This is a genomic window from Pseudomonas sp. IzPS59 (genome assembly GCF_014863505.1).
GTDB classification, from domain to species: domain Bacteria; phylum Pseudomonadota; class Gammaproteobacteria; order Pseudomonadales; family Pseudomonadaceae; genus Aquipseudomonas; species Aquipseudomonas kribbensis.
The window spans coordinates 3423031-3438379 of the sequence record NZ_CP062251.1; the positions used below are offsets into that span (position 1 = coordinate 3423031).

General features: G+C 61.0%; 14 protein-coding genes. 5 read left to right on the plus strand and 9 right to left on the minus strand.

Annotated elements, in window-relative coordinates:
• Window positions 1–209 precede the first annotated feature (209 nt).
• From IF189_RS15305 to IF189_RS15315, 3 genes are all read left to right on the plus strand, one after another.
• Window positions 210–1601, plus strand: a complete 1392-nt coding sequence (locus IF189_RS15305) for a GntP family permease (RefSeq protein ID WP_134827095.1) — start codon at window positions 210–212, stop codon at window positions 1599–1601.
• A 7-nt stretch (window positions 1602–1608) separates the two neighbouring features.
• Window positions 1609–2382, plus strand: coding sequence for a 3-hydroxybutyrate dehydrogenase (gene hbdH / locus IF189_RS15310; RefSeq protein WP_134827096.1), 774 nt, complete (start codon window positions 1609–1611; stop codon window positions 2380–2382).
• 63 nt (window positions 2383–2445) lie between these two features.
• Entirely contained in the window at window positions 2446–4401 is a 1956-nt protein-coding gene (locus IF189_RS15315) for an acetoacetate--CoA ligase (protein ID WP_192551821.1), read from the plus strand.
• A 6-nt stretch (window positions 4402–4407) separates the two neighbouring features.
• On the opposite strand, the gene IF189_RS15320 is transcribed toward IF189_RS15315, so the two are convergent.
• Window positions 4408–5517, minus strand: a complete 1110-nt coding sequence (locus IF189_RS15320) for a PilT/PilU family type 4a pilus ATPase (RefSeq protein WP_134827098.1) — start codon at window positions 5515–5517, stop codon at window positions 4408–4410.
• A 127-nt stretch (window positions 5518–5644) separates the two neighbouring features.
• Here IF189_RS15320 and IF189_RS15325 point away from each other — a divergent pair, with 127 nt between their 5' ends.
• Together IF189_RS15325 and IF189_RS15330 are read left to right on the plus strand one after the other, a co-directional pair.
• Window positions 5645–8182, plus strand: a complete 2538-nt coding sequence (locus tag IF189_RS15325; RefSeq protein WP_192551822.1) for a PAS domain-containing protein — start codon at window positions 5645–5647, stop codon at window positions 8180–8182.
• Between the two features lie 50 nt (window positions 8183–8232).
• Window positions 8233–8508 (plus strand): peptidylprolyl isomerase, encoded by a 276-nt coding sequence (locus tag IF189_RS15330; RefSeq protein ID WP_065260528.1) that lies wholly within the window; start codon window positions 8233–8235, stop codon window positions 8506–8508.
• A gap of 48 nt (window positions 8509–8556) precedes the next feature.
• Here the strand turns inward: IF189_RS15330 and IF189_RS15335 are convergent, their stop codons facing one another.
• From IF189_RS15335 to IF189_RS15370, 8 genes are all read right to left on the minus strand, one after another.
• Window positions 8557–9492 carry a sugar kinase gene (locus IF189_RS15335; protein WP_192551823.1) on the minus strand — a complete coding sequence of 312 codons (936 nt, stop codon included), beginning with the start codon at window positions 9490–9492 and terminating at the stop codon, window positions 8557–8559.
• Complete coding sequence (locus tag IF189_RS15340) at window positions 9492–10712, minus strand: amino acid deaminase (RefSeq protein WP_134827101.1); 1221 nt, start codon at window positions 10710–10712, stop codon at window positions 9492–9494. Before IF189_RS15340 ends, IF189_RS15335 begins: the two co-directional genes overlap by 1 nt.
• Window positions 10713–10751: 39 nt before the next feature.
• A complete protein-coding gene (locus IF189_RS15345) occupies window positions 10752–11516 on the minus strand; it encodes an IclR family transcriptional regulator (protein WP_192551824.1) in 765 nt (254 codons plus the stop codon).
• Window positions 11517–11595: 79 nt separating this feature from the next.
• Window positions 11596–11985, minus strand: coding sequence for a RidA family protein (locus IF189_RS15350; RefSeq protein ID WP_007912330.1), 390 nt, complete (start codon window positions 11983–11985; stop codon window positions 11596–11598).
• Window positions 11986–12017: 32 nt separating this feature from the next.
• Window positions 12018–12815: an amino acid ABC transporter ATP-binding protein gene (locus tag IF189_RS15355; protein ID WP_007960239.1), complete on the minus strand. Its 798-nt coding sequence runs from the start codon at window positions 12813–12815 to the stop codon at window positions 12018–12020.
• Window positions 12812–13474, minus strand: coding sequence for an amino acid ABC transporter permease (locus tag IF189_RS15360; protein WP_114883423.1), 663 nt, complete (start codon window positions 13472–13474; stop codon window positions 12812–12814). The genes IF189_RS15355 and IF189_RS15360 overlap by 4 nt, the downstream gene beginning before the upstream one ends.
• A gap of 9 nt (window positions 13475–13483) precedes the next feature.
• Window positions 13484–14146 carry an amino acid ABC transporter permease gene (locus IF189_RS15365; protein ID WP_059405928.1) on the minus strand — a complete coding sequence of 221 codons (663 nt, stop codon included), beginning with the start codon at window positions 14144–14146 and terminating at the stop codon, window positions 13484–13486.
• A gap of 51 nt (window positions 14147–14197) precedes the next feature.
• A complete protein-coding gene (locus IF189_RS15370) occupies window positions 14198–15046 on the minus strand; it encodes a transporter substrate-binding domain-containing protein (protein ID WP_085710070.1) in 849 nt (282 codons plus the stop codon).
• Window positions 15047–15349: the final 303 nt, after the last annotated feature.

The following is a 15349-nucleotide window of genomic DNA, read 5'->3' on the forward strand; positions in this document are numbered from 1 at the left end:
GGAAAGCGTTCAACTGTGGGAGCGGGCTTGCCCGCGAAAGCGCCATCACAGCCATAAAAGTCTCAAAATAGAGACAAAACCTCGAAAGCCGCCTTCAAAAATCAAACTAATTCCTTTTATTTCAACAAGTTAACCATCTGGCACAGTTCTCGCTATAGCCCCTCTCACACCCGTTCCACCCACAAAAATAACAATCGAAGGAGCACACCATGAGTGTGATCATCGCCTTGGCAGCCCTCGCGCTGCTGATGCTCGCGGCCTACCGTGGCTTCAGCGTTATCCTTTTTGCCCCGATCGCCGCCCTCGGCGCCGTCCTGCTCACCGACCCGTCTGCCGTCGCCCCTGCCTTCACCGGGGTGTTCATGGAGAAGATGGTCGGTTTCATCAAACTCTACTTTCCCGTGTTCCTGCTCGGCGCCGTGTTCGGCAAGCTGATCGAGCTGTCGGGTTTCTCCCGCTCGATTGTCGCGGCAGCGATTCGCTTGCTCGGCACCCGTCAGGCAATGCTGGTGATCGTGCTGGTCTGCGCCCTTCTCACCTACGGCGGCGTTTCGCTGTTCGTGGTGGTGTTTGCGGTCTATCCGTTCGCAGCGGAAATGTTCCGCCAGAGCAACATCCCCAAGCGCCTGATCCCCGCAACCATCGCCCTCGGCGCGTTCTCGTTCACCATGGACGCCCTGCCCGGCACGCCGCAGATCCAGAACATCATCCCCAGCACCTTCTTCAACACTACTGCGTGGGCGGCGCCCTGGCTGGGTGTGATTGGCACTATCTTCGTGTTCTGTGCCGGAATGCTGTTCCTGCAGCGCCAGCGCAACAAGGCTCAACGCGCCGGTGAAGGCTACGGCACCGAACTGCGCAACGAACCGGAAACCGCCGAAGACCTGAAATTGCCCAACCCGTGGATCGCCCTCTCGCCGTTGCTGGCAGTGGGCATCATGAACCTGCTGTTCACCCAGTGGATTCCGCAGTGGTACGGCAAGACCCACAGCCTCGCGCTGCCGGGCATGGCTGCGCCGGTCACCACCGAAATCGCAAAGTTGACGGCGATCTGGGCAGTGCAGGCTGCTTTGCTGGTGGGCATCCTGATGGTGCTGGCATTCGGTTTTAAAGCGATCAAAAGCAAACTCGCCGAGGGCAGTAAAAGCGCAGTCAGCGGTGCGCTGCTGGCGGCGATGAACACCGCATCGGAATACGGTTTCGGTGCGGTCATCGCCTCGTTGCCGGGTTTTCTGGTGCTGGCCGACTGGCTCAAGAGCATTCCCAATCCGCTGGTCAATGAAGCAATCACCGTGACCCTGCTGGCCGGCATCACCGGTTCCGCCTCGGGCGGCATGAGCATCGCGCTGGCGGCGATGTCCGAACAGTTCATCAGCGCTGCGCACGCCGCAAACATTCCACTGGAAGTGCTGCACCGGGTGGCCGCGATGGCCAGCGGCGGCATGGACACCTTGCCGCACAACGGCGCGGTGATCACGTTGCTGGCGGTCACCGGCCTGACTCACCGTGAGGCCTACAAAGACATTTTCTGTATTACGCTGATCAAGACCCTGGCGGTTTTCGTGGTAATCGGCACTTTCTACGCCACTGGCATTGTGTGAGGTATTCATGACGACTCTTACTGGCAAGACCGCACTGGTCACCGGCTCCACCAGCGGCATCGGGCTGGGCATTGCGCTCACGCTGGCCAAGGCCGGCGCCAACCTGATCCTCAACGGCTTTGGCGATGCTTCGAAGGTGATCGCCGAAGTCGAGCAGTTCGGCGGCAAGGTCGGCCACCACCCGGCGGACGTCAGCGACCCTGAGCAGATCGCCGAGATGATCGCCTACGCCGAACGCGAATTCGGCGGCGTGGACATTCTGGTCAACAACGCCGGTATCCAGCATGTCGCGGCGGTTGAGGAATTTCCGGTGGAGCGTTGGGATTCGATCATCGCCATCAACCTGTCGTCGGTGTTTCACAGCACTCGCCTGAGTTTGCCGGGCATGCGCGCCAAGGGTTGGGGGCGGATCGTCAACATCGCCTCGGTGCATGGCCTGGTCGGTTCCACAGGCAAGGCGGCGTATGTGGCGGCCAAGCATGGTGTGATCGGCCTGACCAAGGTCGTCGGCCTGGAAACTGCCGCCAGCAACGTCACCTGCAACGCCATCTGCCCGGGCTGGGTGCTGACACCACTGGTGCAGAAGCAGATCGACGATCGCGCGGCCAAGGGTGTCGACCCGCAGCAGGCGCAACACGACCTGCTGGCCGAGAAACAGCCGTCGCTGGAATTCGTCACGCCCGCACACCTCGGTGAACTGGTGTTGTTCCTGTGCAGCGAGGCCGGCAGCCAGGTGCGCGGCGCCGCATGGAATATCGATGGCGGGTGGCTCGCGCAGTAAGCGTGCAACTGATCGCTCCCACACTGTCGTGGGAGCGATCTGACAAACAATAAGAGGCAAACCATGTCCGACATTCTCTGGCAGCCCGATGCCAAACGCATTGCCCGGTCCCGCATGGACGGTTTTCGGCGCTTCATCATTCAGCGTCACCATGTGCACCTCGATGACTACCCTGCCCTGCACCAATGGTCCATCGACCAGCGCGAAGCGTTCTGGCAGGCGATCGTGGATTTCTTTGGAATCAGTTTTCACAGCCAGCCCGACGCGGTCCTGCGCGAAGGCTTGAAGATGCCCGGTGCCGAATGGTTTCCCGGCGCTACGTTGAACTTCGCCGAACACCTGCTGAGTCGACGGGACGACGCCATCGCGGTGATCGCCATCGGCGAAAACGGCCAGCGTGAATTGTTGACCTGGGCCGAACTGGCCCAGCAAGTCGCAGGATTCCAGGCCAGCCTGCAAGCGGCCGGCGTGGTGCTCGGCGACCGGGTCGCGGCGTGCATGCCCAACACCTGGCAAACTTTGGTGGCGATGCTGGCGACCACCAGTCTCGGCGCAATCTGGTCATGTTCCTCACCGGACTTCGGCACCCACGGCGTGATCGACCGCTTCGGCCAGATCGAACCGAAAGTGCTGATCACCTGCGCCGGTTACCGTTACGCCGGCAAAGAGATCGACCAGACGGTCAAGATCAACGAAATCCTCGAACAGCTGCCGACCTTGCAACAGTTGATCATCGTGCCTTACGCACGCCCTCACGCCCATGCCACGGATTACCGGACACCCGCCAACGTCACGTTGTGGGACGATTTCTATGAGCCGGGCGATGAGCCGCAGTTTGTCCCGGTGCCGTTCGATCATCCGCTGTACGTGCTGTATTCCAGCGGCACCACCGGCGTGCCGAAGTGCATCGTTCACAGCACCGGTGGCGTACTGCTACAGCACGCCAAGGAGCACGGGCTGCATGTCGATCTGGGGCCCGGCGACCGATTGTTCTACTACACCACCTGCGGCTGGATGATGTGGAACTGGCTGGTGTCGGCGCTGGCGGTCGGCAGCGCGGTGGTGCTGTACGACGGTTCACCGTTTTATCCGGACAACCAGCGAATGCTGGAGCTGCTTGATGACGAGCAGGTCAGCGTGTTCGGCACCAGCCCGAAATTCCTCGCGACCCTGGAAAGCAGCGGCATCAAGCCCCGTGAAAGCCATGACCTGAGCCAGCTGAAAACCTTGCTCTGCACCGGCTCCGCGCTTTCGCCGCAGAGTTATGACTTCGTCTATCGCGACTTCAAACCGGACGTCTGCCTGTCCTCGATGTCTGGCGGTACGGACATCGTGTCCTGCTTCGTCAACGGCAACCCGATGTCGGCAGTCCGCCGGGGCGAGATCATGGGCAAGAGCCTGGCCATGGCGGTCGAAGTGTGGAACGACGCCGGGCAACCGGTGATCGGTGAGAAAGGCGAGCTGGTGTGTACCCGGCCATTTCCGGCGATGCCCATCGGACTCTGGAACGATCCCGATGGCGAGAAACTGCGCAAATCCTATTTCAACCAGTTTCCTGGCGTCTGGGCCCAGGGCGATTACGCCGAAGAATTGCCCCACGGTGGAATGCTGATTCATGGACGCTCCGACGCCGTGCTCAACCCCGGTGGCGTACGCATCGGTACGGCGGAAATCTACCGTCAGGTGGAAAAGGTCCCGCAAGTGCTGGACAGCGTCGCCATCGGCCAGCAATGGCAGGACGACGTGCGCGTGGTACTGTTCGTGCGCCTCAAGGAAGGCGTAACGCTGGATGACGCGCTGCAACAGCAGATCCGGCAGGTGATCCGCGCCAACACCACACCGCGCCATGTACCGGCGAAAATCGTAGCGGTCACGGACATTCCGCGCACCATCAGCGGCAAAGTGGTGGAGCTGGCCGTGCGCAATGTGGTGCATGGCCAGCCAGTCAAAAACACTGATGCATTGGCCAATCCAGAAGCGCTTGAGCAGTTCCGCAATCGGGTCGAACTTCGCGATTGACGCCTGTCAGTCCACCAGTCCCCACTCGCCGGTCGATGGTGGTGGGGACGGGACGGTATCGGCATGCAGCTTCAGACGCAGGCGCAGGTTGTTCACCGAGTCTGCGTTTTTCAGAGCCTCGTCTTCATCGATCACCCCTTCCGCCACCAACGCGAACAGTGCAGCGTCAAAGGTCTGCATGCCCAGTTCCGCCGATTTTTCCATGATGGTTTTCAGTTCGCCGAAGTCATTGCGCCGGATCAGGTCGGCAATCGTCGGCGTACCGAGCATGACTTCTGCTGCCGCCCGTCGCTGGCCGTCCCGAGTTCGTACCAGACGCTGGGATACAAACACCTTCAGGTGATTGCCCAAGGCATGCAGCAATTGCGGCCGACGCTCTTCGGGGAAGAAATTGATGATCCGGTCCAGCGCCTGATTGGCGTTGTTGGCATGCAATGTCGACAACACCAGATGCCCGGTTTCGGCGAATGCCAGTGCATGCTCCATGGTCTCTCGGTCGCGGATTTCGCCGATCAGCACCACGTCCGGCGCCTGACGCAGGGTATTCTTGAGTGCAGCGTGAAAGCTTCGGGTGTCGACCCCGACTTCTCGCTGGTTGATGATCGATTTTTTGTGGCGATGGATGTACTCCACCGGATCCTCAATGGTGATGATGTGCCCGCTGCTATGGCGATTGCGATGGTCGATCAGCGCCGCCAGCGACGTGGACTTGCCCGAATCAGTGGCACCGACGAACAGGATCAGCCCCTGCTTGAGCATGACCGTTTCGAGCAGTACCGGCGGCAACTTCAGGTCTTCGAATCGCGGAATGTCGAGCTTCACGTTACGGATCACGATCGACACGTCGTTGCGCTGTTTGAAGATATTGACCCGGAAACGGCCGATCCCGGTGCGGGAAATCGCCAGGTTCATTTCCAGCTCCCGGTCGAACTCCCGGCGCTGTTCGGCGTCCATCAGGGACGCGGCGACAGTCGCCACCTCGCCGGGCTTGAATGGCTGTTCGCCCAGGGGCGTCAGCACACCGTCAAACCGCGCACTGGGCGGCGCGCCGGTGGACAGGAACAGATCCGAGCCGTGACGGCTCGCCAGTTGTTTGAGCAGTGCGTCGATTTCCATGGCCAGTAACACCCGCGAAGCTTTCAATGAACACAAGACCGTGCGTCGTGACGCGACGGGCCTTTCAGCGTCTACCGCACTAGGATAGTAGACGCCGCCTCACCGACCGACGCTCAGGACTGATGTGATGAACGCTGTACCGAACACCAACGACGCCCAGGCATTGATCGCCCGCACCGACTGGAGCCGCAGCCCGCTCGGCAGCGCCGGCACCTGGCCGCAGAGCCTGCGCACCGCGGTGGACATCGTGATTCACTCACCGATGCCGATGCTGCTGTTGTGGGGTCCGCAGCTCACCCAGATCTACAACAACGGCTTCGCGGTACTGGCCGGCAACAAGCATCCACACGCTTTCGGACAGCCGGCGCACCAGATATGGCCTGAACTTCGAGACTTTACCGACCCGATTTACAGCGCCGTCCTACAAGGCCAGGTGAGAACCTACAGCGAGCGACGCTTCACCCTGCAACGGGACGGCAAGGAATCCGACTTATGGCTGGACCTGACTTACAGCCCGATTCGCGACGAAAGCGCGCAAGTGGCCGGCATTCTGGTCACCGCCATCGAAACCAACGAACGCCGGCGCATTGCCCTGGAACTCAAGCAGCGTTCCGAAGAAAGCCTCAAGGCGCAAAAACAGACCGAGGAGCGCCTGCAACTGGCGCTGGCGGCCACCGACGCGGTTGGCACCTGGGACTGGGACATCGGTCAGGACCGTTTCATCGCCGATGCGCACTTCGCCCAGTTGCACGGGGTCGACCCGGCATTGGCCAGCCAGTTGCCGATCAGTGAATACCTGCACGGCGTGCATCCCGAGGACCGCGCGCTGATCGCCCGCAGCATCAAACATTGCATCACCCATGGCACCGAATACGCCGAGGAATACCGTCTGTTGCAGGCCAATGGCGACGTGCGCTGGGTCTTCGCCCGCGGGCGTTGCTACAAGGATCATCACGGGCGGCCAATGCGCTTTCTCGGCGCGGCGCTCGACCTGACCGAGCGCAAACACACCGAACAGGCCCTGCGCCAAAGCCAGACCGAGTTGCAACTGATCATTAACGCGATGCCGATCCTGATCAGTTACGTTGATCGCGAAGAGCGTTTTCGCCTGAACAACGCCGCATACCTGGAATGGTACGGGCTGACCCCGCAGGAGCTGTACGGTCGCACGATCCGCGAAGTGATCGGCGAAGAGTCCTACTTTCTGCGCGCCCCGTACATCGCCGAAGCCCTCGCCGGCCGCCCTTGCTCGTTCAGTCTGTACACCCCCCATCGAGATGGCACTCAACGCCACGCCCTGATGAACTACCTGCCGCGCCATGGCCCGGACGGCGCGGTGAACGGTTTCTACATCTTCGTGATCGACGAGACCGAACGCAAAAAGACCGAAGAAGCCCTGCGCAACCTCAATGAAACCCTTGAGGAACGCGTCAGTGCGCGCACCCAGCAACTGGCCCAGGCCAACCAGCGCCTGCAGAACGAAATGTTCGAACGCGAACGCGCCGAAGACGCGCTGCGCCACGCTCAGAAAATGGAAGCAGTCGGCCAGCTCACCGGCGGCATCGCCCATGACTTCAACAACATGTTGACCGGGATCATCGGCAGCCTCGACCTGATGCAACGCTACATCGCCAGTGGCCGCGCCGATGAGATCGGCCGGTTCACCGACGCGGCCGTGTCATCGGCCAATCGCGCCGCGGCGTTGACCCACCGCTTGCTGGCGTTCTCCCGACGCCAGTCGCTGGATCGCAAGACCCTCAACGTCAATGAACTGATCCATTCGCTGGAGGACCTGATCCGCCGCACCAAAGGCGACCCGATCGAACTGACCTTGCGCCTGGCCGACAACGTCTGGCCCGTCAGCACCGATGTCAGCCAATTGGAAAACGCCCTGCTCAACCTGGTGATCAACGCCCGCGACGCCATGCCGGATGGCGGCGAACTGCTGATCGAAACGGCCAACGTTTATCTCGATGGTAACGACATCACCACCCTGGAACCGGTCAAGGCCGGTGATTACCTGATGCTGGCGGTGAGCGACAACGGTACCGGCATGACACCGTCGGTCCGTTCGAAAGCCTTCGATCCGTTCTTCACCACCAAACCGATTGGCCAGGGCACCGGGCTCGGGTTGTCGATGATTTATGGTTTTGCCCAGCAATCCGGCGGGCATGTCAGCCTCGACAGCCTGCCGGGCCAGGGTACCTGCGTACGCCTGTACCTGCCTCGGCTGCATTCTCTGGTGGCGGAGCCGGCGGTGACTGAAACGGTGACGCAGACTCCCGCTGCCGCAACCGGCGAAACCGTGGTGGTGGTCGAAGACGATCCGGCGGTACGCATGCTGGTCATGGACTTGCTCAAGGAGCTGGGCTATCGCGCCCACGAGGCCGAAGATGCCAAAGGTGCCCTGCCGTTGCTGGAGTCAGACCTGCGTGTCGACCTGCTGGTGACCGATGTCGGCCTGCCGGGCATGAACGGCAGGCAACTGGCGGAAATCGCCCGCCAGCACCGTCCGGGGCTCAAAGTGTTGTTCATGACTGGCTATGCGCAGAAAGCCGCCGAACGCCAGGGTTTCCTGGAGGACGGCATGGACATGGTGGCCAAGCCGTTCTCCATTGATCTTCTGGCTGGCAAGATCCGTACGATGATCAGCCAAAACCCGTGACTTGAGGCATAATCCGCGCCCCGCCGTCACCCCGCTACAGGTATTGCACGATGAAAGCCCAAGCCCGCCACATTCTGGTCAAGACTGCCGATGAGGCTGAAAAACTCAAACAACGCATCGCCAACGGTGAAGCGTTCGATGTGCTGGCGAAGAAGTTTTCGACCTGCCCGTCCGGCAAGCGCGGCGGCGATCTGGGTGAAGTGCGGCCGGGGCAGATGGTCGGCGCCATCGACGCGGTGATCTTCAAGAAACCGCTGCGCACCGTGCACGGGCCGATCAAGAGCAAGTTCGGCTACCACTTGGTGCAGGTGTTTTTCCGCGACTGATCCAGTGCCCTGAAGGCGCAGCTTCGGCAGCGCCTTAAGGGATCGGATTCACGCCCTGGGGATCAGTGCTCCAGGCACTTGAATGACCTGACTGGCCAAGCAGTGCCCCGCCTCCGCCGCCTGCGCGGGACTTGCGCCTGACAAGCGACTGGCCAGATACGCCGCACTGAACGAATCCCCCGCCGCCGTGGTGTCCACCACCTTCTCGACCTTCTGTGCCGGCACTTCGAACGCTTCCCCGTCGCAACGGATCAGAGAGGCTTCGGCACCGCGCTTGAGCACTACTTCCGGTGTACCGATCTGCGCGTACGCCTCAAACACCGCGTCACAATCTTCGAAATGGAACAGCGCCTGTTCGTCGTCCACCGTCAGTAACGCCAGATCCACGTGAGGCAACACGCTGCGATACGCCACCCGCGCCTCTTCTACCGAGGCCCATAGCCGTGGCCGGTAATTGTTGTCGAAGACGATCCGCGCATCGCGCTGGCGGGCTTCGATCAAGGTCTCGATCAGTTTCTCCCGACCCTTCACGCCGAGCACCGCCAGCGTGATACCGCTGAAATACAGCACGTCGTAATCCGGCAGCGCTGCCAGAATCGGCGCGGCCGCCGGGGTCGTGAAACAGTCGCGAACGGCCGCCTCGTTGCGCCAGTACAGAAAGCGCCGCTCCCCGGCAGCATCGGTCTGGATGCAATACAGGCCCGGCAAACGACCGGGCAAGCGCTGGACCAGATCCAGGCCAATGTTTTCAGCGGCCCAACTGCGGCACATCGCGTCACTGAAACTGTCGTCACCCAGCGCGGTAACGTAATCGACCTGCGCCTTGTCACCCATGGCGCGGGACAGATAGACCGCCGTGTTCAGCGTGTCGCCGCCGAAGCTCTGTTGCAGGCTGCCGTCGGCACGCTGCTGAAGCTCGATCATGCATTCGCCGATCAGGGCAATGCGCGGGGTGTTCGGACCCAATGGACTGAGCGTGTTCATCAGAAACAGGTTTCCATGGTTTCGATCACCGACAGCTGCTCGTCCACCAGCAGCCCCACGCGCCACTTGTCGAAGGTCAGGCATGGGTGCGAAGTACCGAAGGAAATGATGTCACCCACGCGCAATTCCACGCCCGGTGCCACGGTCATGAACGCGTGCTGATCCATCACCGCCGTCACCTTGCAGGCACCGACGTCCTCGCCCACCGCTGGCACCACGCCGGCCTTGTAACGCAGCAACGGCACCGGCATCCCGGCATCGAACGCCACGTCACGCTTGCCCAGGGCTATCACGGCAAACCCCGGCTCCGGCATCGATTGCACATGAGCCCAGACTTCCAGCGCCGGACGCAGGCCTTCATGCAAATCGCTGCGACGGTCGAGCACGCAGCACTGGGCTTCCTTGTAGATGCCGTGGTCGTGAGCCACGTAACTGCCAGGACGCAGCACGCTGAGGAAGCGTCCGCCCGCGTTCTGCGCTTCGAACGATTCGGCGATCAGGTCGTACCAGGCCGAACCCGACGCGGTGATGATCGGTTTGGCGATGGCGAACGCGCCACTGTCCTGCAATTGCACCGCCAGACGCACCAGCGAGGCCGCGAATTCACGAATGCCGCTGACAGCGTGATCGCCATGGATCACGCCTTCGTAACCTTCGATACCGGTCAGGGCCAGCGCCGGTTGCGCGCCAATGGCCTTGGCCAGTTCGATGACTTCCTGCTCAGTCCGGCAACCGCAACGGCCGCCGACCACGCCGTACTCAATCATCACGTTCAGACGCACGCCACGCGATGCGAAGTAAGCGCCGAGGTCGGCGACGTTGTCCGGGTGATCGACCATGCAATAGAAATCGAAACCCGAATCGGCCGCCAACAGCTCGGCAATCAACGCCATGTTCGGCGTGCCGACCAGTTGGTTGGCCATCAACACCCGGCGCACGCCGTGGGCGTACGCAGCACGAGTCTGGGTGGCGCTGGCCAGGGTGATGCCCCAGGCGCCGGCGTCGAGCTGACGACGGAACAATGCCGGAGTCATGCTGGTCTTGCCGTGGGGTGCGAGTTCGGCGCCACTGTCGCTGACAAACTTTTGCATCCAGTGGATGTTGTGCTCCAGCGCTTCGCGGTGCAGCACCAGCGCCGGCAGGCTGATGTCACGCACCAGTTGCGCGCCAATAGTGGCATCACCCTTTTCCACGGCAGCAGTGTTGTTGGCGGTCGTCATGGTCGAACTCCTCACAGTCGCGTCCGCTGGCGGGCGCAGTTATTCGTTGATACGCCGGGCGAGGCTGTTGGCGCTCTCGATCAGAACCCGGCGATAGTCGTTGTAGTTGGTTTTGGCATCGGCGCGCGGTGCGACGATGCACAGGGTACAGATGGCCACGCCACTCGGATCTTTGACCGGCGCGGCGAAGCAATGGGTAAAGGTGTCGGCGACACTGTCGAACGAGAAGAAACCGTCGATGCCGGCCTGACGGATTTCCTTGAGAAAGGTCTCCATCGGCAGGCGTTCGCCATCCGGCAGGATGAAGTCGTCGGGGTCGATCAGGTCGCTGATCTGCTGGTCACTCAAGTGCGCCAGCAGCAGGCGTCCGGATGCGGTCCACGGGATTGGAGCGTTTTCACCGATATCGGAAGAAATGCGGAAATGCCGCTCGCCCTCTTTCATCAGCGCCACCGTGTATTTGCGCCCGTTGAGCAGGCACATCTGCGCGGTTTCCCGGGTCTGGCTGACAATCTCCTGCAACGCGTGATCGGCTTCGCGGCTGAGGTCGAAATGCCGCAGATGCGCCTGACCGAGAAAATACAGCTGACGACCGAGGTAGACGTGACCGTCCTTGCCCACGGACTCCAGAATCCTCCGTTCGAGCAATGACGCCACCAGTTCGTAGACCGTGGATTTCGGGCTGCCGATGCCGTTGGCGATGTCGTTCGGACGCAGTGGCTGGCCGATTTCCTTGAGGAAGTCGAGGATATCGAACGCCCGGTCCAGACCGCGTGCCCGGCGTTTGATGGTGTCTTCGGTCATTTTCAGTGGTTCCCATTCAAAGTGCCGGGAGTTTATCGCGAAAAATCGTTCCCACGCTCTGCGCGGGAACGGTCAACACTCAAGCCTTTTTCTTGTACGCAATGCAGTCGATCTCGACCTTGCAGTCGACCATCATGCTCGCCTGCACACAGGCCCGGGCCGGTGCGTGTTCGGGCTTGAAGTACTCGCCGAAGACCTTGTTGAAACTGCTGAAATCCCGCGGATCGTCCAGCCATACGCCGGCGCGTACCACGTCTTCCAGGCCATAACCGGCTTCTTCAAGAATCGCGATCAGGTTCTTCATGGTCTGGTGCGTCTGTTCGACGATGCCCCCGACAATGATCTCACCATCCACCGCCGGCACCTGGCCGGAAACGTGCAGCCAGCCATCGGCCTCGACCGCGCGGGCGAATGGACGTGGCTGACCGCCAGCGGCGGTGCTGCCGGTGCCGTAACGCGTAATGCTCATGGATGTGTCTCCTGATTGAAAAAGTGGAAAAGTCAGAACCGCGTGCTTTTGAGAAACTCAGCCAGCCGCGGCGATTGCGGACGCTCGAACAGTTCCTTGGGAGGCCCCTGCTCTTCGATGCGTCCCTGATTCATGAAAACGATCTTGTCCGAGACCTCGAAGGCAAAACGCATTTCGTGGGTCACCAGCAACATGGTCATGCCGTCCTCGGCCAGGCCCTTGATCACGTTCAGCACCTCACCGACCAGTTCCGGGTCGAGGGCCGAAGTGACTTCGTCGAACAGCATCAGGCTCGGGTTCATCGCAATCGCCCGGGCAATCGCCACGCGCTGCTGCTGACCACCGGACAACTGACCGGGAAAGTGATTGCGCCGCTCCAGCAGGCCGACCCGCTCCAGCCACTTTTCCGCCAGGACCACGGCTTCGTCCTTGTGCATTTTCTTCACCTTGAGCAAACCCAGGGTGACGTTCTGCAACGCGGTGAGGTGCGGGAACAGGTTGAATTGCTGGAACGCCATGCCGGTCATCGCCCGATGGCGGGCGATGACTTTTTCCGGGTGGCGCACGCGCTTACCATTGAGTTCGTCATAACCGATGGATTCGCCGTCGAGCAGGATCTGCCCGCCCTGGAATTCCTCCAGCATGTTCACGCAACGCAACAGCGTGGTCTTGCCCGAGCCGCTGGAACCGATCAGTGTCACCACGTTGCCGCGCTGCATGCTCAGGTCGACACCCTTGAGCACTTCGACCGCGCCGTACTGTTTGTGCAGGCCACGGATGTCCAGCAGGGGCTGGCCGTTCTGGACGTTGGAAACTTGAGCTTGAGTCATGGCAAGGCCACCCGCTTTTCAATGTGCCGGCCGAGTAATTCGATGCCGTAGTTGATGACGAAGAACAGAAAACCGGCGAACAGATAAAACTCCAGGGTCATGAACGTCCGGGCGATGATCTGCTGGGTGCTGAGCAACAGCTCGGCCACGCCGATCACCGACAGCAAGGTCGAGGCCTTGACGATTTCCGTGGACGAGTTGACCCAGGTCGGCAGGATCTGGCGCAACGCCTGAGGCAACAGCACGTAACCGAGGGATTGATAGAACGTCAGGCCGATGGCCTTGCTCGCTTCCATCTGCCCGCGCGGCAAGGCTTGCAAGGCACCGCGCACGATTTCGGCCACGTGGGAGCCGCAAAACAGCGTCAGCCCGAGTGCGCCGGCCTGAAACGCGCTGATCTGCCAACCCAGCGCCGGTGCCATGTAGAAGCAGGCCAGCACCAGCACGAACACCGGGGTGCCGCGAATCAGGTCGACATAAAAGCGGAACGGCGCGCGCATCCAGAACTTGCCGTAGGTCAGAATCAGCCCGGCAAATACGCCGATAACCGTGCCGAACAGAATCGCCAGCGCCGACACCTGCACACTGGTCAGAAAGCCTTGCCACAAGGCTTCGCGGGCAATCCACAACTCATGCAACCAGCTGGGGGATTCGTACATCGCAGCCTCCTATCGGCGGATCGCCAGACGCTGCTCCAGGTAACGCAGCAACATGGCAATGAGGTAACAGGCCGCGACATACAACGCCGTGGTCACCAGCCAGGTTTCGATCACCCGGTAGCTTTCGACGTTGATCTTGCGCGCGTAATAGGTCAGCTCCGGCACCGCGATCGCGGCGGCCAGCGAGGTGTCCTTGAACAGCGAAATGAAGTTGTTCGACAGCGCCGGCAGCACGTTGCGCAACATCACCGGCACGGTGACGTAGGCCTTCACCTGCCACTCGCCCAAGCCGATGGCGAGCCCCGCTTCACGCTGACCTTTCGGGATACTCAACAAGCCGCCGCGGAACACTTCGGTCAGGTACGCCCCGGCATACAGCGACAGGGTGATGATGAACGACGGGATCTTGTCCAGCCGGATCCCCAGGCTCGGCAATGCAAAGTAGATCAACAGAATCAACACCAGGATCGGCGTGTTACGGATCACCGTCACATACACCGATGCCAGCACCCGCAGGGCGCGATGCTTCGACAGCAAGGCAAACGCCATCAGCAGGCCGATCACGCAGCCGATGGCGATCGACACCAGCGCCAGTTCGAGGCCCAGACCGAGCCCCGCCAGCAAGGTGTCGAAATCGCGCCACACGGCGGCAAAGTTCAACTGATAGTTCATGGTTGGCAGTACCTTGAGCGGGGCGCGTCAGGGCGCCCCACTCTCACGGGATCATTTGAATTCGACTGGGAAACCGATGGCAGGCGATGGCAGGTCAACGCCGAACCATTGCTTGAACGATGCGGCGTAAGTCGGGAATTCAACGCCGGTCATGGCCTCATGCAGGGTTGTGTTGACGAAATTCAACCAGTCCTGATCGCCACGTTTGACGGCGCAGGCGTAGGTCTGCGGGCTCCAGGCGTACGTCGGGCTGCGGTAGCGGCCAGGGTTCTGCACCATCAGGTATTTGACCGAAGACTGGTCGGTGGCGGCGGCATCGGCACGGCCCGAGTTCACGGCCTGATACATCAGATCGACGCTGTCGTACTGATCGACCTTGGCCTTGGGCAGTGCCTGATGCACCAACTCCTCGGCGTACACGTTCTGCAGCACCGCCACGGTTACGCTGTCGCCGGCGGCCTGCAGGTCTTCGATTTCCTTGTATTTGCTGTTGTTCGGCAGCAACAGGCCGACACCCTCGCGGTAGTACGGCAAGGTGAACGCCACTTGCTGCGCGCGGCTGGCGGTGACGGTGATGAACTGGCAGCTCATGTCGACCTTGTCGGTCAGCAGATTGGGAATCCGCGCATCGGACGACTGCACCACGAATTCGACCTTGTTCGGGTCATTGAACAGACCTTTGGCCACCATCCTGGCGATGTCGATATCAAAGCCCTGCAACTTGCCGTCCGCGCCCTGGAAGTGCCACGGCGCGTTGGTGCTGCCGGTGCCCACGATCAGTTTTCCACGGGCCAGGACGCTGTCGAGCTTGCTGTCGGCCGCCTGGGCCATACCCATGACAGCGGACGAAGCCGCGAGAACAAAAACACACGCTTTGAACAAGGATGGTCGGCGATGCATGGCAAGCACTCCAGAGGATTGTTTATTCCGCTATACCGGAACTCGGTTTGTTACTACGGAATAGGCAGCAGAAAGTGTGCCACGGGACTCGAGGGGAATCAGCAATGGATCGAAATTTGTTTTGAATCAAAGGGATAAAAAGAAGGGTGAAGCTTGTGTTACGCGAGGTGTCATTACAACGCGCTACCGTTGGCTACACACGACGAGTATTCGGGCCACATATCGGTGCGCTTTGCACAAAAAAAGTGTTCGACACCTGTCAACTCTGACAGTAGCGGCAACGGCATCATTCGTCTTACCGTC